30 protein-coding genes, 1 tRNA gene and 1 pseudogene are annotated in these 26,009 nt (G+C 69.8%); 11 read left to right on the top strand and 21 right to left on the bottom strand.

The annotated features are described in order from the left end of the window. Positions 1–59: 59 nt before the first annotated feature. The 5 genes from SPR02S_RS59490 to SPR02S_RS63885 all read right to left on the bottom strand — a co-directional run bounded on the left by SPR02S_RS59490 (position 60) and on the right by SPR02S_RS63885 (position 3,507). Positions 60–713, bottom strand: coding sequence for a hypothetical protein (locus tag SPR02S_RS59490; RefSeq protein ID WP_063746228.1), 654 nt, complete (start codon positions 711–713; stop codon positions 60–62). A gap of 56 nt (positions 714–769) precedes the next feature. Then, positions 770–1,660 (bottom strand): RNA polymerase sigma factor SigF, encoded by an 891-nt coding sequence (locus tag SPR02S_RS00235; protein WP_019054917.1) that lies wholly within the window; start codon positions 1,658–1,660, stop codon positions 770–772. A gap of 331 nt (positions 1,661–1,991) precedes the next feature. Then, on the bottom strand, positions 1,992–2,855 hold the full coding sequence (locus SPR02S_RS00230) for an RNA polymerase sigma factor SigF (protein WP_078622765.1): 864 nt from the start codon (positions 2,853–2,855) through the stop codon (positions 1,992–1,994). Between the two features lie 143 nt (positions 2,856–2,998). Then, positions 2,999–3,292, bottom strand: coding sequence for a Dabb family protein (locus SPR02S_RS00225; protein WP_019054915.1), 294 nt, complete (start codon positions 3,290–3,292; stop codon positions 2,999–3,001). 38 nt (positions 3,293–3,330) lie between these two features. Continuing rightward, entirely contained in the window at positions 3,331–3,507 is a 177-nt protein-coding gene (locus tag SPR02S_RS63885; RefSeq protein ID WP_019054914.1) for a hypothetical protein, read from the bottom strand. 413 nt (positions 3,508–3,920) lie between these two features. Here SPR02S_RS63885 and SPR02S_RS00215 point away from each other — a divergent pair, with 413 nt between their 5' ends. After that, the gene (locus tag SPR02S_RS00215; RefSeq protein WP_043257971.1) at positions 3,921–4,469 is read left to right on the top strand and encodes a Uma2 family endonuclease; all 549 of its coding nucleotides are present in this window, start codon (positions 3,921–3,923) and stop codon (positions 4,467–4,469) included. 130 nt (positions 4,470–4,599) lie between these two features. Continuing rightward, positions 4,600–5,052 (top strand): annotated as a pseudogene (locus SPR02S_RS64610) (site-specific integrase); the annotation flags it as partial. Between the two features lie 330 nt (positions 5,053–5,382). Here SPR02S_RS64610 and SPR02S_RS62745 read toward each other — a convergent pair. The 5 genes from SPR02S_RS62745 to SPR02S_RS00195 all read right to left on the bottom strand — a co-directional run bounded on the left by SPR02S_RS62745 (position 5,383) and on the right by SPR02S_RS00195 (position 7,638). Beyond that, positions 5,383–5,796 (bottom strand): hypothetical protein, encoded by a 414-nt coding sequence (locus SPR02S_RS62745; RefSeq protein WP_158697754.1) that lies wholly within the window; start codon positions 5,794–5,796, stop codon positions 5,383–5,385. A 202-nt stretch (positions 5,797–5,998) separates the two neighbouring features. Continuing rightward, a tRNA-Ser gene (locus SPR02S_RS00210) sits at positions 5,999–6,083 on the bottom strand. Positions 6,084–6,163: 80 nt separating this feature from the next. Next, positions 6,164–6,595, bottom strand: a complete 432-nt coding sequence (tadA, locus tag SPR02S_RS00205) for a tRNA adenosine(34) deaminase TadA (protein WP_019054912.1) — start codon at positions 6,593–6,595, stop codon at positions 6,164–6,166. A gap of 56 nt (positions 6,596–6,651) precedes the next feature. Then, a complete protein-coding gene (locus SPR02S_RS00200; RefSeq protein WP_019054911.1) occupies positions 6,652–7,200 on the bottom strand; it encodes a tRNA adenosine deaminase-associated protein in 549 nt (182 codons plus the stop codon). A gap of 243 nt (positions 7,201–7,443) precedes the next feature. Next, positions 7,444–7,638, bottom strand: coding sequence for a hypothetical protein (locus tag SPR02S_RS00195; RefSeq protein WP_019054910.1), 195 nt, complete (start codon positions 7,636–7,638; stop codon positions 7,444–7,446). 107 nt (positions 7,639–7,745) lie between these two features. On the opposite strand from SPR02S_RS00195, the gene upp reads away from it, so the two are divergent. Beyond that, positions 7,746–8,381 carry a uracil phosphoribosyltransferase gene (gene upp / locus SPR02S_RS00190; protein ID WP_026150077.1) on the top strand — a complete coding sequence of 212 codons (636 nt, stop codon included), beginning with the start codon at positions 7,746–7,748 and terminating at the stop codon, positions 8,379–8,381. Between the two features lie 162 nt (positions 8,382–8,543). Here upp and SPR02S_RS00185 read toward each other — a convergent pair whose 3' ends face one another. Both SPR02S_RS00185 and SPR02S_RS00180 read right to left on the bottom strand, forming a co-directional pair. After that, the gene (locus SPR02S_RS00185; protein WP_019054908.1) at positions 8,544–9,179 is read right to left on the bottom strand and encodes a LytR C-terminal domain-containing protein; all 636 of its coding nucleotides are present in this window, start codon (positions 9,177–9,179) and stop codon (positions 8,544–8,546) included. Between the two features lie 159 nt (positions 9,180–9,338). Then, complete coding sequence (locus tag SPR02S_RS00180) at positions 9,339–9,635, bottom strand: type II toxin-antitoxin system VapB family antitoxin (RefSeq protein WP_003999914.1); 297 nt, start codon at positions 9,633–9,635, stop codon at positions 9,339–9,341. A 105-nt stretch (positions 9,636–9,740) separates the two neighbouring features. Here SPR02S_RS00180 and SPR02S_RS00175 point away from each other — a divergent pair, with 105 nt between their 5' ends. After that, positions 9,741–11,261 carry a helicase HerA-like domain-containing protein gene (locus SPR02S_RS00175; protein ID WP_019054907.1) on the top strand — a complete coding sequence of 507 codons (1,521 nt, stop codon included), beginning with the start codon at positions 9,741–9,743 and terminating at the stop codon, positions 11,259–11,261. A 30-nt stretch (positions 11,262–11,291) separates the two neighbouring features. Here the strand turns inward: SPR02S_RS00175 and SPR02S_RS65620 are convergent, their stop codons facing one another. The 4 genes from SPR02S_RS65620 to SPR02S_RS00155 all read right to left on the bottom strand — a co-directional run bounded on the left by SPR02S_RS65620 (position 11,292) and on the right by SPR02S_RS00155 (position 13,220). Next, positions 11,292–11,414, bottom strand: coding sequence for a hypothetical protein (locus SPR02S_RS65620; RefSeq protein WP_019054906.1), 123 nt, complete (start codon positions 11,412–11,414; stop codon positions 11,292–11,294). Between the two features lie 53 nt (positions 11,415–11,467). Continuing rightward, a complete protein-coding gene (locus SPR02S_RS00165; RefSeq protein ID WP_026150075.1) occupies positions 11,468–11,797 on the bottom strand; it encodes a hypothetical protein in 330 nt (109 codons plus the stop codon). Between the two features lie 78 nt (positions 11,798–11,875). Beyond that, entirely contained in the window at positions 11,876–12,544 is a 669-nt protein-coding gene (locus SPR02S_RS00160) for an HdeD family acid-resistance protein (protein ID WP_019054904.1), read from the bottom strand. 79 nt (positions 12,545–12,623) lie between these two features. Next, a complete protein-coding gene (locus SPR02S_RS00155; RefSeq protein WP_019054903.1) occupies positions 12,624–13,220 on the bottom strand; it encodes an HhH-GPD-type base excision DNA repair protein in 597 nt (198 codons plus the stop codon). A 296-nt stretch (positions 13,221–13,516) separates the two neighbouring features. Here SPR02S_RS00155 and SPR02S_RS64605 point away from each other — a divergent pair, with 296 nt between their 5' ends. Next, positions 13,517–13,705, top strand: a complete 189-nt coding sequence (locus SPR02S_RS64605; protein ID WP_019054902.1) for an N-acetyltransferase — start codon at positions 13,517–13,519, stop codon at positions 13,703–13,705. Positions 13,706–13,747: 42 nt separating this feature from the next. Here the strand turns inward: SPR02S_RS64605 and SPR02S_RS00145 are convergent, their stop codons facing one another. Then, entirely contained in the window at positions 13,748–14,461 is a 714-nt protein-coding gene (locus SPR02S_RS00145) for a siderophore-interacting protein (RefSeq protein WP_019054901.1), read from the bottom strand. Between the two features lie 104 nt (positions 14,462–14,565). Between SPR02S_RS00145 and SPR02S_RS00140 the strand changes: the two genes are divergently transcribed. The 4 genes from SPR02S_RS00140 (at position 14,566) to SPR02S_RS00125 (ending at position 20,621) form a co-directional block, all read left to right on the top strand. Further along, on the top strand, positions 14,566–17,295 hold the full coding sequence (locus tag SPR02S_RS00140; protein ID WP_019054900.1) for a GNAT family N-acetyltransferase: 2,730 nt from the start codon (positions 14,566–14,568) through the stop codon (positions 17,293–17,295). An 18-nt stretch (positions 17,296–17,313) separates the two neighbouring features. Then, on the top strand, positions 17,314–17,796 hold the full coding sequence (locus SPR02S_RS00135; protein ID WP_026150074.1) for a cupin domain-containing protein: 483 nt from the start codon (positions 17,314–17,316) through the stop codon (positions 17,794–17,796). Beyond that, a complete protein-coding gene (locus SPR02S_RS00130; protein WP_019054898.1) occupies positions 17,784–18,566 on the top strand; it encodes an SDR family NAD(P)-dependent oxidoreductase in 783 nt (260 codons plus the stop codon). Before SPR02S_RS00135 ends, SPR02S_RS00130 begins: the two co-directional genes overlap by 13 nt. 198 nt (positions 18,567–18,764) lie before the next feature. After that, complete coding sequence (locus SPR02S_RS00125; RefSeq protein WP_019054897.1) at positions 18,765–20,621, top strand: copper resistance CopC/CopD family protein; 1,857 nt, start codon at positions 18,765–18,767, stop codon at positions 20,619–20,621. A gap of 41 nt (positions 20,622–20,662) precedes the next feature. On the opposite strand, the gene SPR02S_RS00120 is transcribed toward SPR02S_RS00125, so the two are convergent. Both SPR02S_RS00120 and SPR02S_RS00115 read right to left on the bottom strand, forming a co-directional pair. Continuing rightward, entirely contained in the window at positions 20,663–21,547 is an 885-nt protein-coding gene (locus SPR02S_RS00120) for a haloalkane dehalogenase (RefSeq protein WP_019054896.1), read from the bottom strand. Next, complete coding sequence (locus SPR02S_RS00115) at positions 21,544–22,365, bottom strand: SDR family oxidoreductase (protein WP_019054895.1); 822 nt, start codon at positions 22,363–22,365, stop codon at positions 21,544–21,546. The genes SPR02S_RS00120 and SPR02S_RS00115 overlap by 4 nt, the downstream gene beginning before the upstream one ends. A gap of 95 nt (positions 22,366–22,460) precedes the next feature. Here SPR02S_RS00115 and SPR02S_RS00110 point away from each other — a divergent pair, with 95 nt between their 5' ends. Then, positions 22,461–23,096 carry a TetR/AcrR family transcriptional regulator gene (locus tag SPR02S_RS00110; protein WP_373283230.1) on the top strand — a complete coding sequence of 212 codons (636 nt, stop codon included), beginning with the start codon at positions 22,461–22,463 and terminating at the stop codon, positions 23,094–23,096. A gap of 7 nt (positions 23,097–23,103) precedes the next feature. On the opposite strand, the gene SPR02S_RS00105 is transcribed toward SPR02S_RS00110, so the two are convergent. Together SPR02S_RS00105 and SPR02S_RS00100 are read right to left on the bottom strand one after the other, a co-directional pair. Continuing rightward, positions 23,104–24,126 carry a cytochrome c oxidase assembly protein gene (locus SPR02S_RS00105; RefSeq protein WP_019054893.1) on the bottom strand — a complete coding sequence of 341 codons (1,023 nt, stop codon included), beginning with the start codon at positions 24,124–24,126 and terminating at the stop codon, positions 23,104–23,106. Positions 24,127–24,220: 94 nt separating this feature from the next. Then, entirely contained in the window at positions 24,221–25,282 is a 1,062-nt protein-coding gene (locus SPR02S_RS00100) for an alpha/beta hydrolase-fold protein (protein WP_019054892.1), read from the bottom strand. Between SPR02S_RS00100 and SPR02S_RS64600 the strand changes: the two genes are divergently transcribed. Further along, positions 25,257–25,958, top strand: coding sequence for an O-methyltransferase (locus tag SPR02S_RS64600; protein ID WP_245607465.1), 702 nt, complete (start codon positions 25,257–25,259; stop codon positions 25,956–25,958). The two genes, SPR02S_RS00100 and SPR02S_RS64600, sit on opposite strands and share 26 nt — an antisense overlap. The last annotated feature ends 51 nt before the right edge of the window (positions 25,959–26,009 follow it).

Genomic DNA, 26,009 nt, shown 5'->3' with positions numbered 1-26,009 from the left:
CAGCCACGACGGCGCTGCAGAAGGCTGACGGCAGATCGCGGCCCCTATGCCGGCGCCGCCTACTGCCACTCCACCGACACGTCCCGCGTCTCGATGTGCATTCCCAACGGCACACGCCACGCGTCGACGCACACCGTCCAGGTCTTGTCCGTGTGGCCATGGGTCGCGATCGGCACGGGAAGCTGCTCCGTCGACTCGATCGTCGCCCAGTCGATCCCGAGGGCGCCGATGATGTGCGTCCCGAACGTCACCGTGCCCGAACGCACCGCCGTGCCGCCGGAGTTGCGGAAGGCCAGGGTCACGTCCTCGCACCAGCGGTGGGCCGTGGCCTTGCGCGCGGGCGCGCCCCAGCTGAGGGCGGCGGGGGTGCTGGGAGCCGTCGTAGAAGCGGCAGTTGAGGTCGGTGACGGTGAATGCGCGCTGCTACGACCGGACTTGGCGCCCGTGGGTGAAGGGGCGGCCGGGGTGGAGGCTGAAGTCCCCTCGCCGTCAGGTGACTTGCCGGCCGCGGACGACGGCGTCGGGGCGTCGAGCGGCACCAGCGTGACGCTCCCGGTCGGGCGTGCCGCCGTAGCGGATGGCCGGGGTGGGCCGACCGCCGCGTAGCTGTCGCCGCCGGTGTCTCCGCATGCGGTCAGCGTCGCGCAGACGACGGCCGCCGACGCGCCCAACAGGGCGCCTCGGCGGCCAGCTGTCCATGTCGAACGAGGCATCGCGCCATGGTGGCTGACACTCCGTCAAATAGGAACCCTCGTGACCCTGTTGGGGGTCAGTCCGAGATCAGGCCCTCGCGGAGGGTCGAGAGGGTGCGCGTGAGCAGCCGGGAGACGTGCATCTGGGAGATGCCGACCTCCTCGCCGATCTGCGACTGGGTCATGTTGGCGAAGAAGCGCAACATGATGATCCGGCGCTCACGAGGCGGCAGCTTGGCGAGCAGCGGCTTGAGCGACTCGCGGTACTCCACGCCCTCCAGCGCCGTGTCCTCGTAGCCGAGACGGTCCGCCAGCGAGCCCTCGCCGCCGTCGTCCTCGGGAGCCGGGGAGTCGAGCGAGGAGGCCGTGTACGCGTTGCCGACCGCGAGGCCGTCGACGACGTCCTCCTCGGACACGCCCAGGACCACGGCGAGTTCGGGGACGGTCGGCGACCGGTCCAGCTTCTGGGAGAGCTCGTCGCTGGCCTTCGTGAGGGCCAGCCGCAGCTCCTGGAGGCGCCGCGGGACGCGCACCGACCACGACGTGTCGCGGAAGAAGCGCTTGATCTCGCCCACGACGGTCGGCATCGCGAACGTCGGGAACTCCACCCCGCGTTCGCAGTCGAACCGGTCGATCGCCTTGATCAGGCCGATCGTGCCGACCTGGACGATGTCCTCCATCGGCTCGTTGCGAGAGCGGAAACGCGCCGAGGCGTACCGCACCAGCGGGAGGTTGAGCTCGATGAGGGTGTCCCGGACGTAACCACGCTCGGGGCTGTTCTCGTCGAGTGCGGCGAGCCGCAGGAAGAGGGAGCGGGACAGGGTGCGGGTGTCGATGGCTCCCGTGGTCGGGAGGGCCGGGGCCGGTACGGCGGGTACGGCCTCAAGGACCGTAACGGCGTCGAGTGCGGGCTCAGCGTCGCTCTTGGTGAGCGTGAGCACCTTCGAGCTGCCCTGGTCTGCGGACATGCCACCCCCTTTGGGTCGCGGGACGGTCGCGGCGATCGCCCCCGTCTGGGGAGCGGTGCCTTCACCTGAATACCGGAGCCTGGGCCTCGGCAAACGCGCTTCCCGCAGAATGTCACATGTCGGCAACACGCTGTAGTGACATGTCGACATGTCTGTTACGAATCAGCCCTGGAAAAAGGGGGTCTGACGGTTTTTCAGCCCAGAACTGCCGGGAAAGTGCCCGATAGGCGATTCGTTCGTACCGGTGACAGCTCGCTCGGGCATTCGGTTACCGCGAAGGCACGGTTCCGCGCCTCGACGACGCGGTGCTACGCACCTCGGTGACGCGGTGCTACGCCTCGATGCGGTTCGCGGAGCGCAGTCGCTGGAAGCTGCGGGCGAGGAGCCGCGAGACATGCATCTGGGAGACGCCGAGTTCCGCGCTGATCTGTGACTGGGTGAGGTTGCTGTAGTAGCGCAGCAGCAGGATCCGCTGTTCCCGCTCGGGGAGTTGGACGAGGAGGTGCCGGACGAGGTCGCGGTGTTCCACGCCGTCCAGGGCCGGGTCCTCGTAACCGAGCCGGTCCAGCAGGCCGGGCAGTCCGTCGCCCTCCTGGGCGGCCTCCAGGGAGGTCGCGTGGTACGACCGGCCGGCCTCGATGCAGGACAGCACCTCGTCCTCGCCGATGCGCAGCCGCTCGGCGATCTCGCCGGTGGTGGGGGTGCGCCCGAAGGCGGTCGTCAGATCCTCGGTTGCCGCGTTGACCTGCACCCACAACTCGTGCAGCCGGCGCGGGACATGGACCGTACGGACGTTGTCGCGGAAGTACCGCTTGATCTCGCCGATGACGGTCGGCATCGCGAACGTCGGGAACTGCACTCCCCGGTCCGGGTCGAAGCGGTCGATGGCGTTGATCAGACCGATGGTGCCGACCTGGACGACGTCCTCCATCGGCTCGTTGCGGGAGCGGAAGCGGGCGGCGGCGTAGCGCACGAGCGGGATGTTCGCCTCGATGAGCGCCCCACGCACGCGGTTGTGCTCCGGCGTACCCGGCTGGAGTCCCTTGAGCTGGCCGAACAGCACCTGGGTGAGGGCCCGGGTGTCCGCGCCGCGGCTGCGGGGCGCGGCCGGCGGGGCTTCCGTGACTTCCTGGGGCGGCGCAGTACTGGCCGACACGGTCAACGCCACCTCTTCATCGGTCAACTCATCCGTCAATAGCGGTCATAGCATCACAACACATGTGCACTGTGTGCAAGCACCGCATATCACCGTGTTACGCCGTGTTGAATGGCAAATTGGTTCATAAGACGCATAACAGCCCCCCGCCGTTCCGGCGGAGGGCTGCTGAAGAGGGGGCCTCAGACCTCGTAGTCGGCGATCACCCAGGTCGCGAACTCGCGCCACAGCACGACCCCCGCCTGGTGCGCGGGGTGCTCGACGTACCGCTTCAGTGCGTCGGGGTCGTCGACCACCGAGGTGATCGCGAAGTCGTACGCGATGGGGCGGTCGCTGATGTTCCAGCCCAGCTCCCAGAAGCGCAGTTCGTCGATCAGGTCGCCGAGCGGACGGAAGGCCTCGACGCCGGCCAGGACGCGCGGGTCGTCGCGCTCGACGCCCTCGTTGAGCTTGAAGAGGACGAGGTGCCGGATCATCTGCGCGCTCCTGGTGGGTAGTTGGCTACCGCGGTCGGCTACTGCGCCCCGTCGGCCAGCCAGGTCATGAAGTCGCCGATGGCCTTCGCGGCGTCCGAAATGCCCTCGAAGCCTATCTGGACGTAGTCGGCCGCCTTGGACGGGTCCGTGATGATCACGTACAGCGCGAAGACCACGAGCAAATAGACGGCGATCTTCTTCGCGTTCACCGCCATCGCGGCCTCCCCTGTCATTTTGTGCCCGTGGGCCCCCTGTTGCCGGCGGTGAGTGTAACCTTTACGGCCCCTTTTTGGATCAATCAGGGATCAACCAGGGACCAACGGCCCGCAGGTGAAGGGCTGTTGCCACGTCTCTCACCTGCGGTCTGCTCGGATTCACATTCCGCGGCAGGTCGGTGGACCGACCACGATGCTGACAGATCTCACTGGTCGAGGCCGGAGACGCCTTGACCTGCTGCGTGTCCGGGGGCCCCGGCCATTACGCTGCGCTTCATGCCGCTCGCCGAGGAGCGGCGTCAACTACGCTGAAGACAGGTGCATGGCCCGTGTTCGTGATCCGGGACCAAGGCCCCTGGTCGCTCCTTACGCAGCGCTTGGAGGAAGCCGTGACCGCCGGACTCCCCGACTGGATGATCCCGCCCAGGCCCAGCGGCTGGGAAGCCGATGACCTCGATCACCTCCCCCAAGCACCGCGGCACACCGAACTGATCGACGGAGCCCTGATCTTCATGATGTCGCCACAGCGGTCCTGGCACTCACGGCTGGTGGAGAACATGACGTTCGCTCTACGTCAGGCGGCTCCTGCGGGGTTCGAGGTCGAGCGGGAGATGACCGTCCGTCTCGACAACAAGAGCCGTCCCGAGCCCGACATCCTGGTCACCACCGCCGCATATGAAGCCGACCGGACTTGGTACGCACCCGTCGACGTCACTCTCGTCATCGAAGTCGTCTCGGAGGAATCAGCCGACCGGGACCGATCCCTGAAGCCCTTCAAGTACGCCCAGGCCAAGATCGCCCACTTCTGGCGCATCGAGGACGAGGCTGGAGCGCCTGCCGTCCACACCTACGAGCTCGACCTCATGACCAGCACCTACGTACCCACCGGAATCCACCGAAACCACCTGAAGATCTCCACTCCGTTCGACCTCGACATCGGCCTCACCAACCTCGTGCCCTGATCGGGGGTACCGAAGGCGAGTCGGGCAAGGAAACAGACCGGACCAGTCGGAACGGTCATCTGACGGCGGGCCAATTCCGGTGCCATCGGAACTCCGCATGTGGGCCGTGGCGTTCGGCCTCAAGTAAGCCGATGCCGATCTGGACCAGGGTGTCCTGATGGTCCGTCGGAGCCGCCGTCGGCCGCGTTGTGCTCATGGATGCGGTGACCCCGGACGGTTGGACTGCACACACAGCTCGCCGACCTGTTCCGGCCCACCGGACCAAGTAGGAGGCCGAACGCGCGGCGGTGGGGGGACGCCTGGAAGGAGTTGCTTGACCACGCGAAGGTGCGGGACGGTCGGCTGCGCGACGCTCGACACACCGCCACTACGGTCCTGTTGATCCTCGAAGTCTCCGAACGGACCGTCATGGGGCGCATGGGATGGTCCAAAACGGCTATGGCCGCGAGTTACCAGCACATGGTGGATTCCGTTCGGAATGATGTGGCTCGACAGGTCGACGGACTGAATTTGGAAGCTAGAAGGAGTCGGACCCGGTGACCGAGACAATGGGTTTGTCGGGGTATCCGTGCAGACTCGTTGAATTGCTAGCGAAAAAAGGCTTCCAGCCCGCCCCCGTTAGTTGGCAGCTTTGCCGCCCAAGAGCCCAACCATGGCACCGAAGCCTAGGTTTGCGAGGGTGGCGCATGTGTCCATTGCCGATTTCGCGGCATCTGTCGGGTTCTTCACGAAAATGCCGATGTAGAGGCTGGCTATGAGAGTGAGGACCGTGATCAATGTTACGCAGATAAACACCAATTTGAAGTGAGCGGTCACGGTGGTGACCTCTGGCGCAGCAACGGTTGCTACGGGTGCTTGGCTTGCGGTGGGTGCTGAACTGGTAGCGACATCAGTGCCAGTGTTTGCGAGACCCTCACTCACCTGACCCATCCCCTGAGGTCGGGTGAGCGCCGTTTGTCCCTGTCGGACTGCTTTGCTGTCCTTCGACCTTGGCCGAGTTCCCCATCGCTGAGTTGTGCAATGTAATGGCGCCGCCAGTTACCCATACGCCCTGGTTCACGATGGGCTGCGAGTCGGCCTCGTCTTCGTTGCCTTCACGAGTCGGCTCATTGCCTTCTGCGGTCTTGCTGAGTAGCTCATCCAGCGCTTTCTGAATCTCTTCTGGACTGGAGCCACTGACCTCCAGGTGCGTACCGTCCATGTGCACGATCACTGAGGTTTTACGTGGATGCCGGAAGATCGCACGCAGAACGCTACGCCAGGCGTCACTGACTAGTGTGGCAATGACAGCCACGCCCATGATCACAGAGGCCAAGCCGTAGTTCACATCCCACCTTCCCCTGGGGAAGGGTGTGCGACTGGGGCAGTCGCACAGTCCCCTCACGGGGATTGTGCTCCATCGGACGCTGGCGCGTGCGCCGTTCCGCATCAGGGCGCTCTGGAGGCCTGACGGGCCTCAAGTGAGACGGAAACTGAGACGGAGCACCACGAGGGGCCCGGTCCATCGGACCGGGCCCCTCGTCTACCTGCGGTAGCGGAGGGATTTGAACCCTCGGTGACTTGCGCCACACTCGCTTTCGAGGCGAGCTCCTTCGGCCGCTCGGACACGCTACCGAGAGAGACCTTACAACAAGGTGGGGCGTGGTTTGAAATCGGTAATCGGAGGCCCGAGACGCGGGCTGCCACCGGTGCTGCTACCGGTCCCGGAAGAACTCCGTGAGCAGGTGGGCGCACTCGTCCGCGAGGACGCCCTCGATCACCTCGGGGCGGTGGTTGAGCCGCCGGTCCCGTACGACGTCGAAGAGCGAGCCGGCCGCGCCCGCCTTCTGGTCGCGGGCGCCGTAGACGACCCGGTCGACCCGGGACTGCACCAGCGCGCCCGCGCACATCGTGCAGGGTTCGAGGGTGACGACCAGCGTGCAGCCGGACAGCCGCCACTCACCGAGGTGGGCGGCGGCCCTCCGGATCGCGAGGACCTCGGCGTGCGCCGTCGGATCGCCGGTGGCCTCGCGTTCGTTGTGCCCGGTGGCGAGCACGGTCGTACCGTCCGGGGACAGTACGACCGCGCCGACCGGGACGTCGCCGCCCCGGGCGGCCGCTTCGGCCTCGTCGAGGGCGAGCCGCATCGCGGCCCGCCAGGGGTCGCGTACCGGGTCCGGAGTCCCTTCTGTGCGTGCTGTGGTCAGCGGACGGTCTCCAGGACCTCCGAGGCCCCCAGGGCCTCGGCGATGGAGTTCAGCGCGTCGTCCGCGTCGAGGAGCAGCAGCTCCTTCTCGCCGACGCCCAGGTCGTCCAGGATCTGGCGGTCACCGACCGGGCTGTGCGGAACGGCCTCGGCCGAGGAGGTGCCGTCCTCGTCGTCGTCCTCCTCGTCCTCGCTTTGAGGATCACCGTCCTCAGTACCGTCGAGGTCGAGGGAGTCCAGGTCGACGACATCGTCGTCGTCCGGATCCCGTCCGAGCAGCTCGTCGGTGAGCAGGATCTCGCCGTACGAGCTGCGGGCTGCGGCAGCTGCGTCCGAGACGTAGATCCGCGGGTCGTCCTCGCCGTCGATGCGGACGACGCCGAACCAGGCGTCCTCCTGCTCGATGAGCACCAGCACCGTGTCGTCCTCGGGCGAGGCTTCACGGGCCAGTTCGGCCAGATCCGACAGGCTCTCGACATCGTCGAGCTCTGTGTCGCTCGCTTCCCACCCGTCTTCGGTGCGCGCGAGCAGTGCGGCGAAGTACACCGTGACTCTCCCACTGGTCATAGGTGTGCCGGTTGGGGGTCCCCCCGGCGGAGGTTGCGGGCGGGGAGAGCTCGTGCTCCGAGCCCCACCCACTCGGAATCGTGGCAGAAACAAGGCGTGCAGGGGACGTCTTCGGCTCCCTGTGTCCGCCCGTTTTGATCGACCACCAGCGGGATCGTAGTCGGCGATCGCCTTACACACGCACCCGGTTGGCCTTACAAAGTGCTGTGAGACAGGCCTCAACTACCAGCGGAACGTGCGCATACGCATGGCGTGGCGCAGCCGCGCGGTCTTCGCGCGGCGCGGCTGGACCCGGTCCCGCAGCTCGCGCGCCTCGGTCAGCTCGCGCAGGAACCGGGCCCGGCGCCGCCTGCGCTCGGCATCGCTTTCCCGGCTGTCCTGCTGCGACGGGTCCTCGTGGGACTCACGGTCAGGCATCGGTTCACCACCCCGTTCCGTCCCTCCCACTTTCCCCCGGACGGGCGGTTTGATGCCAGCGCGAGCAGGTCGCGAGCAGGTACGGAGGGGCGGCTACTGTTGTGGACATGCGTCTCCACGTCGTCGACCACCCCCTGGTCGCCCACAAGCTCACCACGCTGCGCGACCGGCGCACCGACTCCGCGACCTTCCGCCGCCTCGCCGACGAGCTGGTCACCCTGCTCGCCTACGAGGCCACGCGCGACGTGCGCACCGAACAGGTCGACATCACGACGCCGGTCGCCCCGACCACCGGCGTCAAGCTGTCCTACCCGCGCCCGCTGGTCGTGCCGATCCTGCGGGCCGGTCTCGGCATGCTGGACGGCATGGTCCGGCTGCTGCCCTCCGCCGAGGTGGGCTTCATGGGCATGGTGCGCGACGAGGAGACCCTCCAGGCGTCCACGTACGCCACGCGCATGCCGGAGGACCTCTCGGGCCGCCAGGTGTACGTCCTGGACCCGATGCTGGCCACCGGCGGCACCCTGGTCGCCGCGATCCGCGAGCTGATCAAGCGCGGTGCCGACGACGTGACGGCCGTGGTCCTGCTCGCCGCCCCCGAGGGCGTCGAGGTCATGGAGCGCGAGCTCGCGGGCACCCCGGTGACGGTCGTGACGGCCTCGGTCGACGAGCGCCTGAACGAGCACGGCTACATCGTCCCGGGCCTCGGCGACGCGGGCGACCGCCTCTACGGCGCGGCCGAGTAGGACTCCGTCGACACCCGATAAGACTCCATCAACACCCGATTCCCGTACGGCTCTTACCCGCCGTACGGGAATCGGGCGTTGTCCTACGACTGCCTTCGTACGACTGCCAGTCGTATGACTGCCGGCCGTACGACCGCCAGCCCTACGACCGCTTTCGTACGGCTACGAGCACGCCTTCGGTGACGCACTGGCCGTCGGTGCGGCGGGCCCGCTCAGCGTGGCCAGGGCCTTGTCGGCGGCCGCCTTCGCCGTGAGGTTCTTGAAGGCGGTGCCGATGATCAGGTCGACGGTGGTGCCCTTGCGGGTGGCCTCGGTGCGGCGCTCGGCGCCGGTCAGCTGGGTGGCGAGGACCGGCAGCGAGGTGTCGAGCGAGGCGGCGGGACCGAGCAGTACGCCGGTGCCCTGGACCTTCTTGTCCCACTGCGCGGACGCGTTGCCCACGTCGCCGATCTTGAAGCCGCGCTTCTTCAGTTCGTCGGCGGTCGACTTGGCGAGGCCGCTGCGGGGCGTGGCGTTGAAGACGTTCACGGTGATCTGGGCGGGCTTCGGCAGGGCGGAGTCCGCGCGCGTACTCGCACTCGCCGATGGGCTGGCCTTGGACGCGCAGGCGGCCTTGGAACCGGCGGCCGAGGCCTGCTTGCCGCCACCGGTGAAGACGTCGATGAGCTGCAACGTGCCCCACCCGCCCACACCCAGTACGGCGACGGACGCGACCATCATGAGGACGAGCCGCCCGCGACGCCGCGAACGGCGCATGCGCGGGTATTTGTCCCCCGTGATCCGGTACTGGCCGCCCATGCCTGGGGGAGTCAGCATGCTCATGAGCGCAGCGTAGTGCGCCCGGGCGACGATGCCTACTAGATGATCATTCGACAGCGCCGAGACCAACCCGAAAGGACGAACGGGTTACCGGAAGGCGGCCGTCCGGGGCCGTGCCCGGGACCTGATGAGTGCGGCTCAGTCCAGCTCGAGCACACGCGCGTGGAGCACCTGGCGCTGCTGAAGTGCCGCGCGGACCGCGCGGTGCAGCCCGTCCTCCAGGTACAGGTCGCCCTGCCACTTCACGACATGCGCGAAGAGGTCGCCGTAGAAGGTCGAGTCCTCGGCGAGCAGCGTTTCCAGGTCGAGCTGGCCCTTGGTCGTCACGAGCTGATCGAGGCGGACCGGGCGCGGCGCGACGTCCGCCCACTGCCGGGTGCTCTCCCGGCCGTGGTCGGGGTACGGCCGGCCGTTTCCGATGCGCTTGAAGATCACACGGAAAGCCTACCGGTCATGACGTTCCGGGCGCAGCCATGGAGACGGAGTGCGACGCTGGAAAAGATGGAGCAAAGCAGGGCAAAAAGGGAACAGGGGCCTGATATGAGTGACAGCGAGTCGATCGCCGCGGGCTACGCCTTCACAGGACCTGCACTCGACCTCGGGGCCCTGCTGTGGGAAGGGGCCTGTCTGCCCGACGCGCAGATCCGCATCCCCCTCCCGATGCTCAACCGCCACGGCCTGGTCGCGGGCGCCACCGGCACCGGCAAGACCAAGACCCTCCAGCTCATCGCCGAGCAGCTCTCGGCGCAGGGCGTACCGGTGTTCCTCGCGGATGTGAAGGGCGATGTGTCGGGCATCTCCGCGCCCGGCGTCACGAACGACAAGGTCGCGGGCCGCGCGGCCGAGGTGAAGCAGCAGTGGACGGCGACCGGCTTCCCGGCGGAGTTCTACGCCCTCGGCGGTATCGGCCACGGCATCCCGGTCCGGGCCACGATCACCGGCTTCGGCCCGGTACTGCTGTCGAAGGTCCTCCAGCTCAACCAGACCCAGGAGCAGTCCCTCGGCCTGATCTTCCACTACGCCGACACCAAGGGCCTGGAGCTGATCGACCTCAAGGACCTGCGGGCCGTCGTCACCTTCCTGACCTCGGACGAGGGCAAGCCGGAGCTGAAGAACATCGGCGGCCTGTCCACCGCCACGGCGGGCGTGATCCTGCGCTCCCTCACCGCCTTCGAGGCGCAGGGCATGGCCGACTTCTTCGGCGAGCCGGACTTCGACACGAGCGAGCTGTTGCGTACGGCGTCGGACGGCCGGGGCATGGTCTCCGTCCTCGAACTCCCCGCTGTACAGGACAAACCGCAGCTCTTCTCGACCTTCCTGATGTGGATGCTCGCCGACCTCTTCCACGACCTCCCGGAGGTCGGAGACGCCGACAAACCGAAGCTCGTCTTCTTCTTCGACGAGGCGCACCTGCTCTTCAACGACGCGTCCAAGGCCTTCCTGGACTCCATCACGCAGACCGTCCGCCTCATTCGCTCGAAAGGGGTCGGCGTCTTCTTCGTGACCCAGACCCCGAAGGACGTACCCGGCGACGTCCTGGCCCAGCTCGGCAACCGCGTCCAGCACGCACTCCGCGCCTTCACCCCGGACGACCAGAAGGCCCTGAAGGCAACGGTGAAGACCTTCCCGAACTCCTCCTACGACCTGGAGGAGATCCTCACAGGCCTGGGCACCGGCGAAGCGGTCGTCACGGTCCTCAGCGAGAACGGCGCCCCGACGCCCGTCGCCGTCACCCGCCTCCGCGCCCCCGAGTCCCTGATGGGCCCGATCGACGCGGCCACCCTCGACGCGGCGGTCAAGTCCTCGTCCCTCTACGGCCGTTACGCACAGGCTGTGGATCGAGAGTCGGCGTACGAGAAGCTGGCGACGGCAGTGCGAGAGCCGCAGGAGACACCGAAGGCGGCCTCGAAGTCGTCCCCCAAGTCGGCCAAGGAGGACGAGTCGATGGTCCAACAGGTCGTCGGCAGCGGGATGTTCAAGTCCCTGGCGCGATCGGTCGGCACCCAGATCGGCCGCGAGATCACCCGCTCGCTCTTCGGCACGGCCCGACGGAAGCGCTAGCCCCCGCCGGGCCGTTCTGCCTACGGCGGGTCAGCGCGCGCGTTCCTCCGGGGGCCGCTGCGGCTCGGGTCGGCGGACCTCCGGCTTGGGCGCGTTGCGGACGGCCTCCGCGCGCAGCAGGGCGCGCAGGACCGCGTACGGGTCGATGGGCATGGCTGTGCTCCTGACGTCGTACCGACGGATTGACCTGGGGGAGGGCCGTTCCGTCAGCAGCGCATGACCACGGTGCGCAGGGCGCGGAGGGTGTACGGGGGTGAGGGCGGCGCGGGGAAGGAGCGCACCCGGGAGGCGGGGGACGCCGGCGCGGGCCGCAGGGGCGCGGTGGGCCGGTGGACGGTGAGCGAGAGGGACGGCCGTAGGGCAGCCGCCGTATCGAGGACGTCGTACTCGATGGTCGTCTCTACGGACGACGCGACCGGCATCGCGCGCATCTCGGCGTGCGTGCCCGGGACGAGCAGGGCGAGGAGCAGCACGAGCGCCCGCAGCCAGACGTGGCTGCGGGGGAGGTGGTGTGCGGGGCGCACCCTCGTGCTCATGGAAGGTCATCTCCCAGCGGCCGTACGGCGTTCATCGCGGCGGGCGGGTAAACCGCCCGCACGGCCTACCAACGAGGCTCACAGGGACTGGGGCACCTTCTTGGCGAGGCCCCTCATCCGGACGGCCGTGATGATCTCGACGACGCCGACCGCGACCAGCCAGATGCCGCAGACGAGGGTGAGGACGGCGACCGAGCGGAAGGGGGAGTCGATCAGCACGATGCCGGCGATGAAGGTGACGATCCCGAGGAAGATCTGCCAGCCGCGCGCGGGCATCGTCCTGTCGTGTACGGCGGCCAGGGTCTGGGTGATGCCCCGGATCAGCCAGCCGATGCCGATCCACAGGGCGAGCAGCAGGATCGACTGCATCGGGCCGCGGAAACAGAACAGGCCCAGCACGATCGACAGCGCGCCGCTGATGAACGCCAGTACGCGCAGCGAGGTCGCCCGGTGGGTGCCGAAGGCGGCGACCAGTTGGAAGATGCCGCTGATCAGGAGGTAGATGCCGAAGAGGATGCCGGCCGCGAAGAGGGACGCGCCGGGCCATACGAGGACCAGCACGCCGAGGACGAGAGACGCGACGCCGGTGAGCAGGACGACCTGCCAGGCGGCTTTGGAGAGGGCGAAGAGGGGCCCTTCGAATTCCGGTTCCGGCTCGTCACGGGGGGCGCGCGGGACACGGGTGTCGTGGGCGCGGCGGTCGTCGAACTCCGGGCCCCACGAGGGGCCGCTCGGTGCCTCGGTCATGGTCCATGTTTTGACCGGCGTCGGACGGCCCGCCACCGGAGGCGGTCCACCTGGCTGACGGGGCTGTTCGGCGCCGGGGCTACTTGCCGCCCGCCGCCTTCGCCGCCTTGGCCGCGGCCTTCATCTCCTGCTTGTGGGCGCGGACCTTGGCCAGCGACTCGGGTCCGGTGATGTCGGCGACGGAGCGGTAGGACCTCGCCTCGCCGTACGCGCCCGCGGCCTCGCGCCAGCCCTTCGGCTGGACCCCGAGCTGCTTGCCGAGCAGGGCGAGGAAGATCTGCGCCTTCTGCTTCCCGAACCCGGGCAGCTCCTCCAGCCGCTTGAGCAGCTCGGCCCCGGTTCCGACACCCGCCCAGACACCGCTCGCGTCCCCGTCGTAGTGCTCGACGAGGTACTGGCACAGCTGCTGGATCCGCTTGGCCATGGAACCCGGGTAGCGATGCACGGCAGGCTTCTCGGAGAGCAGCGCGGCGAAGGCCTCGGGGTCACGGGCCGCGATCTCGTGCGCGTCCAGATCGGCGGCCCCGAGCCGGTCGGCGATCGTCCGCGGCCCCTTGAACGCCCACTCCATCGGCACCTGCTGGTCGAGCAGCATCCCCACCAGCGCGGCGAGCGGGGAACGGCCGAGGAGTTCGTCGGCGGCGGGGTCCTGGGCGAGGTGAAGGGTTGCGTCCATGGGTCGATGATGGCGCGTGCGGGCGGGGGGTGCCTGCCGGTGGGCGCACGTGGCGTTGGAGTCCGGATGCTGGAGTGCGGGCATCTGCGGTGTTCTGTGGACCGTGGCCGCTCGGCATACCGGCGTGGGGAGCCCTGACCCGCGGGCTGCGCGAACTCCGCACGAGTGGCCGAAACCGAGGCGGGGGTCGTCGGATTCGCAGGTTTCGGCCCGTCCCAGGAGACCCCTGCCACCGCCGAAATCGGCACGCTGTCGCGACCCCAGAGGTCTGGGGCACCGGGATCGGGAAGCAGTTGATGCTGGCCGCGCTGACGACGCTCGGACAGGCCGACTACACGCAAGCCACCCTGTGGGTCCTGGAGGACAACGAACGCGCCCGCCGCTTCTACGAAGCCGCCGGCTGGCGCGCGGACGGCGCAGCCGTGGAGGACACCACGGGCGGGGCCTCTCTCAACAAGCTGCGCTACCAGCACCCTCTTGGGTAGCCCGATCACCGTCACAGAGGTTCGGCAGGGGCGGCCTGCCGCTCAGGAAGCCCGCCAGTACCCCAGCGCGTGCACCCGTTCCCGCCGCACCCCCAGCTCCTTGCGTACGTACGACGACAGCCCCCGCGTCGTGGCCGTGTCGCAGGTGATCCAGACGTACGGGTCGGTGCTGTCCTTCAGCAGGTCGGGGAGTTCCGTCCGTACCTGGTCGGCGAGTTGGCCCCTGGAGAGGTGGCGGACCTCGTGCAGTGCCGGGTCGGTGCGGAACGGCAGGCCCTCGGTTCCGCTCTCGAACCAGATCGTCGCCGGGGTCGCCGAACCCACCGTTTCCAGAAGGGAGTTGATGGCCGGCAGTGACGCCGGGTCGCCGATCGCGAAGAGGTGGGTCGGGGGCGGGGTGGGTTCCTCGAAGCCCGTGCCCTGGACCGTCGCCTCGATGGTGTCGCCGGGCTTCGCGGAGCGGGCCCAGTCGCTGGCGCAGCCTTCGTGCAGGGCGAATTCGAGGGCGAACGTGCCGGCCGCCGGGTCGGGGTCGACCAGGGTGTACGCCCGCTGGTGCGGCCTGCCGGCGTTGTCGAACCAGAGGCGGACCCACATCGTGGGGTGGACGCCGGTCGCCGCGAGCATGCCGCCGTCGGTGAGGCGTAGGCGGCGGTAGTGCGGGGTGACGTCCTCCGCCCTCGTCACCGTGAACTCGAAGTCCTTCGCGCGCAGCAGTTTGAGAACCGCGCCCTCCCAACCGCGCCCCTGCGCCATGGTCTCTTCACCTTTCGCGTACGCTTTCCGCACCAGTAACTTAGGCAAGGCTAACCTAAAAGGCAGCCGCGAGACAGGCAGTCTTGAAAGAGAAGGGCCACCGGGTGACGACCCAGATCTACCGCGACACCTGGGGAATCCCCCACCTGCGCGCCGACAGCGCCGACGAGCTCGCCCACGCCCAGGGCCGCGTCACCGCCCTCGACCGCGGCCGGCAGATCGAGGTCGAACGGCATCGGGCGCGGGGCACCTCGGCCGCCTTTCTCGGTACGGGCGCCCTGCCCTGGGATCTCTTCGCCCGCCGCGTCCGCCTCGACAACACGGCCAGGCGGTGCTTCGCCGCGTTGGAGAAGCGGGACCCGGAGACCGCGCGCTGGGTCCGGGCGTATGTCGACGGGGTCAACGAGGGGTTGGCCGCGAGCGCTGCTCCCGAGTTCGCCAAGTCCGGCCCCACTCCCGGCCGTTGGGAGCCCTGGACCCCCCTCGGAGTCTGGCTGGCCACCCACATCCTGTTCGCAGGGTTTCCCTCCAAGCTCTGGCGCGAGGAAGCAGTACGGCACCTCGGGCCGGATGCCGTAGGGCTGTTCGCCACCGATGGGCCCGGTACCTCCGGCAGCAACGGCTGGCTGGTGAGCGGGGCGCGGACCACCACCGGGCGGGCCGTGCTCGCCGGGGATCCGCACCGCTTCATCGAGGACCCCGGTGTCTATCAGCAAGTCCACCTCTCCTGCCCGGAGTTCGACGTCGTCGGCCTCACCGTGCCCGGCGTCCCCGGTATCGCCCACTTCGGACACACCGGCACGGTCGCCTGGGCCATCACCAACGCCATGGCCGACTACCAGGACCTCTACCGGGAACGGTTGCGCCGCACCGGCGCCGGGGTGGAAGCCCTTGGCCCGGACGGGAGTTGGCGCCGCGCCGCCAGGCACACGGAGACCATCGAGGTAGCCGGAGAGGAGCCCGTCGAGGTTGAAGTGATCGAGACCGAACGCGGGCCGGTCGTCATCGGCGGGCCGGAAGGGCTTGACGGAGGCATCATCGGCGGGCCGGAAGGACTCGACGGAGGTATCAGCGCCCCGCCTGACATCCCGCCCCTCGCCATCAGCCTCCGCTACCCGCCCCGCGTCACCGACGACCTCGGCTTCACCGCACTCCTTCCCCTCCTCCGCGCCCGCCAAGTCGCCGACGTGGACCGGGCGTTCGACGACTGGGCCGAACCCGTCAACGTCGTCCAGGCCGCCGACACCGAGGGCGGCCTGCTGCACCGGGTCGCGGGCCGGGTGCCGATCCGCGCCGAGGCCAACCGCACCCGGCTCGTCCCCGCCTGGGAACCCGGTCATGAGTGGAACGGCTGGCACCGGCCGCCTCGCGGAGGGCTGTCGGACGACGGCGTCGCCGTCATGGCCAACCAGCGCGGCCCGGCCACCCCGCTCGGCGTCGAGTTCGCCCCGAACCACCGCGCCGACCGCATCACCGCACTGCTCGCCGAGCGCGAGCACTGGTCCGCCGCCGACATGCCCGCGATCCACATGGACACCCAACTCGGTTCAGCCACACCCCTGTTGGATCAACTCGATGCACTCACCGACCTCACCCCCGAGGCCTCCGCGCTCCGCGACCGGCTGCTGAACTGGGACCGCCGCATGGACGCCGACAGCACCGACGCCGCCGCCTACGCGGCCGTACGCGGCGCGGTCGTACGACGGCTCGCGGCGCACCCGGCGTTCGCCGCGTTGGCCGAGCCGTCCGCGTACCCGGAGGTGTTCCTGCCGTGGCTCGCACTGCTGCCCCGCGTCGCCTTCGCGCTCGAACACCTGCTGCGGGCACGGGAGTTGTACGGCATCGACCGGTCGGAAATCGTACGGGCCGCGGTCGAGGAAGCCGCCGCCGCAACACCGGCCGGTGTGTGGGGTGACACTCATCGCCTCGCACCCTGGAGGGCGTTCGGCGAGACCCCAACTCCCGCCCCTGGCCTGTCCGGCGACCACGACTGCGTGCTGTGCACCTCCTCCGTCCCCGGGCTCACCGACCTGAGCGCGCGGGGCCCGGCGGCTCGCTTCGTGTGGGATCTGGCGCGGCGGGAGGACAGCCTGTGGGTGGTGCCGTTCGGGGCGTCGGGGGTGCCCGGTTCACCGCACCACCGCGATCAACTGCCCTTGTGGCTCAAGGGAGATCTGGTCCCGGTGATCACCGACTTCACCCGCCTCGAACCCGAGACCGGCACAGCTGAAACCGGCACACCTGCTCGCCGACCCGTCCTCCACGAACAACACATCGACGGCTTCGGCACCGTCCGCGTCCTCCCTCTGGACCCGGCCGCCGACGCCGGGACGATCCACCGCTGGGTCAGTGAGCAACGCGCCGCGTTCTGGGGCATGAACGGCCTCACAAAGGCCCAAGTCGCCGAGATCTACGCCCACATGGACACCCTCGACACCCACCACGCCCACCTGGTGCTGCGGGACGACGAACCCGTCGCGCTCCTCCAGACCTACGACCCCGCGGCCGACCGCGTCGGCGACTGCTACGCCGTAGCACCCGGAGACATCGGCATCCACCTCCTGCTCGCGCCCCCCGGACCGGACGGCGAGCGGCCCGGCTGGTCGGCGGCGCTGATGGGCGCCCTCGCCTCCTACGTGCTGCTCGGTCTGGGCCGGCGCCGGATCGTGGTCGACCCGGATGTACGGAACGAGAAGGCGATCGCGCGGTTCCTGCGGCAGGGGTTCGTGGCGGGGCCGAGGGTCGTCCTGCCGGAGGTCGACATCCCGGACGTGTTCATCCCCGAAAAGCGCGCTCAGCTGGCGTTTCTCCCTCGCGAGGTGGCCTTCCCGTAGCCTGCCGACGTGACCGGAGTGACCCCAGAAGACCTCGTCGCCCACTACGGCCTGGAGCCGATCCCCCGCGAGGGCGGCCTGTTCCGCCGTACCTGGGCGGGCCCGGAGCTGCCCGACGGCCGCCCGGCGGGCACGGCGATCGTCGTCCTGCTGACAGCGGCGGACTACTCGGCCCTGCACCGCCTGCCCGGCGACGAGGTCTGGCACTTCCACCTCGGCGACCCGCTCGAACTCCTGCTCCTCGCCCCGGACGGTACGTCGCGCACGGCGGTCCTCGGGCCGGACATCCTGCGCGGCCAGCACCTCCAGTTCACCGTGCCGGGCGGCACCTGGATGGGGGCGCGGGTGGCGGCGGGCGGCGCGTGGACGTTCTTCGGCTGCACGATGGCACCCGGCTTCACCTACGGCGGCTACGAGCACGGCGACGCGGGCGAGTTGACCGCCCGCTACGCCCACTCCCCGGCCGAGGCCGCCCGCATCACCGGGCTGTGCCGCCCGTGAGCCGCCTGCTGGAGGGCCAGTTCGCCCTGGTCACGGGCGCGAGCGGCGGCATCGGCCGGGGGATCGCGCTGCGGTTCGCGGAGGAGGGGGCGGCGGGGGTCGCGGTCCACTGTCGTACGGGGGTGGAGGCGGCCGGTGAAGTCGCCGCGCGCGTACGGGAGTTGGGCGCCCGTTCCGTCGTACTGCAGGCCGAGCTGACCGACGAGGACGCCTGCCGGGGGCTGGTCCGTGAGGCGGCCGAGTGGAGCGGCGGGCGGCTGACGGCGCTGGTCAACAACGCGGGCGTACAGCCGACGCAACCCCTGCCCGGGATGACGGCGGCGGACTGGCGGGCGGTCGTCGACACCAACCTGACCAGCGTCTTCGCGTGCACGCAGGCGGCGGTTGAGGTGATGAGAGAGCAGGGCGTTGGCGGCGGCACGGTGACGCATATCGCGTCGATCGAGGCGAGCGCCCCGGCCGCGCTGCACGCGCACTACTCCGCGTCCAAGGCGGCCGTCGTCATGCACGCGCGGTCGGCGGCCCTGGAGTACGGCCCGTACGGCATCCGCGTCAACACGGTCTCGCCCGGTCTGATCGACCGGGAGGGGCTGGCGGAGGCCTGGCCGGACGGCGTGCGGAGGTGGCGGGAGGCGGCACCGACGGGGCGGTTGGGGCGGCCGGAGGACGTGGGCGACGCGTGCGTCTTCCTGGCGTCCTCCCTCGCGTCCTGGGTCACCGGGCACGACCTGGTCGTGGACGGCGGAGTGTCCGCGCGGCCCGCATGGTGAGTCACTGGCGCCGTACATACGTACGTAACCCGAGGCCTGCAAGTCCGAAGACGGAGATATGACGTGCGCCGACGACGGAATGAGGATCAGGGTTTTGGACACGACGGAGGCGGAAGCAGCGGCGGAGGCGAGGGCGGGGGACGCGGCGGCCGGGTCGACCAGGCCGGCCGGGTCGGTCGGCGAGGAGTTCAAGGGCTGGTGCTGCTGGGCTCCCTGCTGGTCCTGCTCCTCCTCGGCACCGCGGGCACCGCGTCCGCGCACGCCGCCCTCGAATCCACCGACCCCGCCGACGGCAGCGTCCTCAAGTCCGCCCCCCGCACCGTCACCCTGACCTTCTCCGAGTCCGTAGCCCTGCTCGACGACTCCTTCCGCGTCTACGATCCCGACAACCGGCGGGTGAGGACGAGTTCGGCGCACCACGCGAAGGACGCCGGGGACACGGCGAGCGTCACCCTCCCGGCCAAGCTCGGCACGGGCACCTACACGGTCGCCTGGCGCGTGGTCTCGGCGGACAGCCACCCGGTCTCGGGCGCCTTCACCTTCTCCATCGGCAAACCCTCGGCCACGACCACCCCGATCGCCACGGCCCCGACCGAGGACCCCCTCACGGCCAGCCTGTACGACATAGCCCGCTACTTCGCCTACATAGCCGCGGCCCTCCTCATCGGCACGGCCACCTTCGTCGCCCTGTGCCGCCCCCCGAACCCGTCGGTCCTCAACAAGCCGATCCTGATGGGCTGGTGGACCCTGCTGGCGGCCACGGTCGTCCTCCTGATCCTCCGGGCCCCCTACGAGGCGGGCACCGGCCTGGCCACGGCCTTCGAACCCTCCGCCATCCCGAAGACGCTGACTTCCCGCCCCGGCCTGGCACTTGCGGCCCGGGTGCTGCTGACCGCCGCAACAGCCTTCTTTCTCCTACGACTTCGGGGGCGGGAGCGGTTCGGACGGGTGGCCCTGGGGACGGGTGCCGTCCTCGCGGTCGGGCTGGCGCTGACCTGGGCGTCGGCGGAGCACGCGTCCGCCGGGATCCAGGTGCCGGTGGCGATGACGTCGGCGGTGCTGCATCTGCTCGCGATGTCGGTGTGGCTCGGCGGTCTGACGGCCCTGCTCACCGTCCTCTACCGTTCACCGGACCTCGACGCGGCTCCGGTGGCCCGTTTCTCCCGCCTCGCCTTCGCCTCGGTGACCGTGCTCGTCGTCACCGGCGTCTACCAGTCCTGGCGCGGCCTCGGCTCCTGGAACGCCCTGACCGGCACGTCGTACGGCCGCATCCTGCTGGTGAAGCTCGGCGCGGTGGTGCTGCTGCTCGCGGTGGCGGGCTGGTCGCGGCAGTGGACGGGGCGGATGGTGGGGGCGGATGTGCGGCTCCGGGTACCGGAGTTGGTGCGGGCGGGGGCGGCGACGGGGGCGGACGGGGCGGTGACGGTTTCCACCGGTGCCGGTGCCGGTGCCGGTGCCGGTGATGATGGCGATGGTGACGGCGAGGGCGCCTCGAATCCCGGTGACGGATCTCAGGAGCAGGACCGGGGTGACGGCTCCCAGAATCGCTACCAGGGCGACGACTCCCAGGACCGGTACCGGCGCGGTCTGCGTCGCTCGGTGCTGTTCGAAGTCGGCGTCGGTGTCGTGGTGTTGGTGATCACCACCCTGCTGACCAACACCCTCCCGGGCCGGGCCGCGGCGGACGCGCAGCAGACGGCGACACCGGCCGGCATACCGGCGGCCTCGGTCACCATCGTCCCCTTCCGCGTCGGCAACGCCGGCGGCAAGGTGCAGATCACCCTCGACCCCGGCCGCGTCGGCCTGAACTCCGTCGAAGCGGTGGTCTACGGCCCCGACGGCGGTTTCGCCACCGTCCCCGAACTCCGCCTCTCCTTCACCCTCGCGGCCCAGAAGATCGGCCCGCTCGACGCCGACGTCAAGGACGAGGGCGGCTATTGGGGGACCAACTCCCTCAACCTGCCGATCGCCGGGACCTGGACGATGAAGGTCACGGTCAGGACGACCGACGTGGATCAGGTGAGCGTGTCGCGGCAGGTGCGGATCGTGCGGTAGGCGGTAGGCGGTAGGCGGTAGGCGGGGTGCCGGGCCGTGGATCAGAGGTGGAGGCCGAGCCGCTCCACCCATGCCGATATCGCGCCCGCGATCACCTCCGGCTGGTCCTCCGGTGTGTGGTGGCCGGCGACGGCGTCGGAGTGCTCGATCTCCAGGCCGGCGATGTTGGCCGCGCACCAGGTGACGATGTCCGGGGTCATCATCACCCCCGCCCCGCGCGCGAACGTGAGCAGCAACTTCGGCACGTCCGGGCTGGCCGACAGCCACCGGTCGTAGGCCTCGATCCTGGCCACGACATCGGCGGGTTCGCCGCCCAGTGGCATCGAGCGTGCCCAGCGCAGGAGGGGCCGTCGGCTCTTCCGGGTCGGGTACGGCTCGCGGTAGGCGGCGAGGTCGGCCGGTGCGAGCGGGGTCGCGGAGGCGGCGGGCAGCGCCTGTTCGATGAAGGCGTTCTGGTCGAGGATCATGGCCTCGCCGACGCCCTCCGTCTTGATCGCGCGAAACAACTCCCGTCCCCCATCGGGGAATTCCTCCCAGGTCATCGGCTTGACGATGGTCTCGGTGAACGCGATGCCCCGCACCCGGTCCGGATGGCGCGCGGCCCGGTCGAAGGCCAGGGCGCCGCCCCAGTCGTGCCCGACCAGCACCACGTCCCGCAGCCCGAGCGCGTCGAACCAGGCGTCCAGGTACCGGGCCTGGTCGGCGAAGGAGTACGCGATCTCCGGCTTGCCCGACTCGCCCATGCCGATCAGGTCCGGCGCCAGCAGTCGCCCGGAAGCGACACCCGGCAGCACGTTCCGCCACAGGTGCGACGAGGTCGGGCTGCCGTGCAGGAAGACGATCGGCACTCCGGTGCCGGACTCGCGGTGGAACATGGTCGAGTCGAGGACGGGAGTCGAGTGGGTCGCCGTCACCGTCGCGGTCATCGGAACGCCACCGCGTTCCGCTCCGCCCACGCCGCGAACGTACCCGGTGTACGCCCCAGCACCCGCTCCACATCGGGGCTCACCCGCTGCTCCTCCTCGGTCGGCGTGCCCAGGACGGTCAGCGTGCCCTCGACCAGGGGCAATGGCATGAACCGTGCCATCAGCTCATGCGCCTCCGCGCGGGACTGCTCCGTGAAGGTCACCGGCTCGCCCAGTGCCGCCGCTATCGCCGCCGCCCGCGCGCGGGGTGTCGTCAGGGCGGGGCCGGTCAGGACGTAGGTAGCGCCCGTGTGGGCGTCCTCGCGCAGCACGGTGGCGGCGACCTCGGCCACGTCGTCCGGGTCGGCGAAGGGCAGGCCCACGTCACCGAAGGGTGCCGCCGCCGTGCGCTCCGCGCGGATCGACTCGGCCCAGGCGAACGCGTTGCTGTCCAGCCCGCCCGGCCGCAGGATCGTCCAGTCGAGCCCCGACTCCCGTACGGCCGCCTCGAATTGACGTGGTTGTGCGTAGACCTCGGGCCGGGTCCCCGCCCCCTGTGAGGACACCAGCACCACCTTGCGGACACCGGCCGCCTTGGCCACGTCCAGAATGTCGTACGGCCGCTCGCCCGCCGTCAGCAGGAACAGCGCCTCGGCGCCCTCGAACGCGCCCCGCAGACCGTCCGGTTCGGCCAGGTCGGCGGCCACCGCCCGCACCCCGGGCGGCACTTGGGCCTCGTCGATGTGCCGGGCCACGGCCGTCACCGCTACGCCCTCCTTGTCGAGCAGCCGCACCAGCGCCCGTCCCACGTTCCCGGTCGCACCCGTCACCACGATCATGTCGCCACCCCCGTCATGTGTGAGTTAGTTGGCTGACTAACTCCGTCGAGAAGAAGCTAGCACGACCGACCCGTGGGTTGTCTATAGTTAGTCAGGTGACTGACTCAAAAGATTCCCGGCCCGGCGGTCCGGGCGGTCCGGGCGCTCCCGCTCCCGCCGCCGCTGTCGCCGCCGTAGGCAAACGGCAGCGTCTGACCACCGCCACCGCCCGGGTCCTGCACGAGCAGGGCGTGGAGCGCACGACCATCGCCGACATCGCCCGCGCCGCCGACGTCCCGACGGGCAACGTCTACTACTACTTCAAGACCAAGGACGAGCTGATCGAGGCGGCCCTCTCCGAGCACACCGGCAACCTGGAGACCCTGACCGCACAGCTCGACCGGCTCCCCGACCCGCGCGAACGCCTCAAGGCCCTCATCGGCGGCTGGGTCGACCAGAAGGACATGGCGGCACGCCACGGCTGCCCCATGGGCACCCTCGCCGTAGAGCTGGACAAGCGCTACGAGGACGGCCTCGATCTCGCCGCGGGCCAGGTCATACGGCGGTTGGTGGACTGGGTGGCGGAGCAGTACCGCCGGCTCGGCGCGGCCGACCCCGAGGGCCTCGCCCTGACCCTGATCGGCGCCTATCAGGGCATGTCGTTGCTCTCCAACGCGTTGCGCGACCCGGAGATCATGACCCGCGAAGGGGCCCGGCTCATCAGGGAGTTGGACGCCCTCGACGTGGTGTGAGGAACGCCTACCGCTGTCCCCGGATGCGCTGCGCGACCTCGCTGTTCTCGGTCTCCCACCAGGGGCGTACGAGATCGGGCCCTTCAGTAGAAGTCCCCGTTTCAGCTCCCGTCGCAGCCCTCGTCGCCGTCCCCGTCGAGGCCTCCGCGGGCGTCGCCCGGACCACTTCCAGCTCACTGTCCAGCCGCCGGTCCAGCGCGACCGTCTCGGCGCGTTCCGTGCGGGCCCACTGGGCCAGGATCGCGAGGAGGAAGGGGAGGGCGACCAGTTCGGCGATGCTGACCATCGCGCCGCCGCCGAGCTGCTGGTCGTGCTGGACGTCCGGGGCCCAGGACGGGGAGTGGCTGAGATACCAGGACCCGGCGATCAGCGTGCCGTGGGTCATCACCACGATGCCCGGTACCGCGTCGATGATCCCGTCGACGAACACCAGCCCCGCCCGCACCGGATGCGTGCACCAGGAGGGCAGCGCTTCCTCGCGGGTGAGCACCGGCAGCACGAACAGGCTCCCGGCGAGCAGCAGATGGAGATACATCAGCTGGTGCAGCCAGTTGTCGGCCAGGGCCGTCTCGAAGTACGGCGTGAAGTAGATCGTCAGCTCCGTCGCCAGCACCAGGGCCGTGCTGACCAGCGGGAATGTGAGCAGCCGGAACAGTCGGCCGGTCATCGCCCCCTGTGCGCGGGCGGCGGCACGTTCGGGCAGGGCGCGCAGAGCCAGCCGTAGCGGATCGCCCAGGGCCAGGCCGAGCGGGGCGATCAGGTCCAGGAGGACGTTCTGGACGGCGGCCGGCCAGAACAGCACGCGGTCGTAGACGGCGAGCGCGGACATCGTCGCGACGACGATCGTGCCGAGGCCGAGCAGCGCGAACGCGGCGGTCCGCGCCACCGGCCAGGCCTCGCCGCGCCGCCGCAGGCGCAGGACGCCCCAGCCGTACAGGCCGCCGAGGAGTACGACGACCAGCAGCGCGGGGACGTCCGCCTGCCACGAGGAGAACAGCCGACCCAGGGTGAGTTGCGGCGGGGTCTCCATCGCGATCTACCTCCACGGGCGGGCGGCCGGTTCCGCCGCAGCACTCTATGCCTCGGAGTACCGCGGCGAGGACCCGCCCCCGCGCGCCCGTCCCCTACAGCGACTGCCGCATGATCCAGTCCCGGATGCCGGGGATCGAGTACGCGGTCTGCCAGGTGCCCATGTGCGCGCTGGTGGTCGAGCCGGTCGGTACGGTCGTGCCGGTCTTGTACGCGGCGAAGTTCACCGGCGTCCGCTGGGCCTTCATGCTGCGGACGTCCGCCGCGAACTCGGCGGCGGTGGACTGACCGTCCCACAGCGCGGTGCTGACCTTCGTGCCCTGTTCCTGGATGACCTCGGTGATCGCCTGCTCGCCCGGGTACGCCTTGGTGTCGTCGGCCGAGACAAGGATCCAGAGGTTCTTCTTCGCGAGCGGTACCGCCTGCGCCTCCGGCCACTGCCCGGCGACGACGAACGCCGCCGCGAAGAGGTCCGGGTACTTGATGTTCAGGCCGAGGGACATCATCCCGCCCATCGACTGACCGGTCGTGTAGCGGCGGTTGGGGTCGATGCTGTACTGCCCGGTGACGGACTCGACGAGGTTGGCGGTGGCGTCGAAGAGGGTCGACGGCAGGTAGGTGTCGTCGATCACGACGGAGCCGTACTCGAGTGCGAGGACGAACGCCTCGTGCCGGGCCTGGTCCTCCGGGCTCGCCCAGCACACCGCGCCCAGGCCCTGGACCAGCGGGCCCTCGGTCGCGACGTTGACCACGCCCGCGTCGTGCATGAACAGCACCAGCGGGTAGCTCTTGCGCGGGTTGTAGTGCTTGGGTCGTCGACGATCAGGTTCTTCACCGCGTCGGTCGTCAGCCCCGTAGTACTCGAGGGTGGCCTTCGCGGCGACGACGGTGCCGCCGGGGGTGCTGTCGCCGACCTTCGGGCCGCCTCCGCCGGGGGCCGCGCTGGAGGTACCCGAGGGGGAGGGGCTGAGTGAGGCGGAGCCGGACGCCGTGCCGGAACCCTGCTGGGTCACCCACAGGGCCGCCGCCTTGTCGTCCGGGGACAGTTCGACGATGACGTAGCGGCCGTTGCTGCCGTGCGCGGCGAGGTCGGCGGAACGGTTCGGGTAGACCTTCGTGACCGTGCGGTCGGTGACCTTGAAGGTCGACGTCGACATCGGCGATACAACAACTGGAGTGATGATGCCCGCGCAGAATTCCACCAGCCCCTTGCAGGACCCGCAGATCACGGCCGTACTGGACCGACTGCGGGCCGAAAGCCGGCGCCCCGCGGGCGGAGGCCCGCGCGGCGGCGCGGACACCCGCGATCCGCACGCGTACGCCGACATCGGCTTCTCGATCCACGCCGACCAGGGCGACCTCATCTATCTGCTCTGCCGGGCGATCGCCGCGACGAGGGTCGTCGAGTTCGCCACCTCCGTCGGCGTGTCCACGATCTACTTCGCCGCCGCCGTGCGCGACAACGGCGGCGGCAAGGTGATCGGCTCCGAGATCGTGCCGGAGAAGGCGGCCACCGCCCAACGCAACCTGGCCGAGGCCGAGTTGGACAAGTACGTCGACCTGCGCGTCGGCGACGCCCGGGAGACGCTGCGCGATCTCGGCGGCCCCGTCGACTTCGCGCTCATCGACGGCTGGCCGATCAGCGACGGCGGCCCGACGCCGGCCCGCCAGGTGATCGAGATCGTCGCGCCCCAACTCCGCACCGGCGCCTTCGTGATGAACGACAACGCCGAACCCGACCACCTCGACTACATCCGCGACCCGGCCAACGGCTTCCGCTCCGTGACCCTCCCGCTGAAGGGCTCAACAGAGCTGTCCGTGAAGGTGAGTTGAGGGCCCTGGGTGACAACTCGCCTCAGCCGATGGTGATTTCTACGGCCGTGG

Source organism: Streptomyces prunicolor NBRC 13075, assembly GCF_000367365.1.
In the GTDB taxonomy this organism is placed as follows: Bacteria; Actinomycetota; Actinomycetes; order Streptomycetales; family Streptomycetaceae; genus Streptomyces; species Streptomyces prunicolor.
Note: the sequence above shows the minus strand (reverse complement) of the source record. Positions and strands in the feature narration are given on the sequence as shown.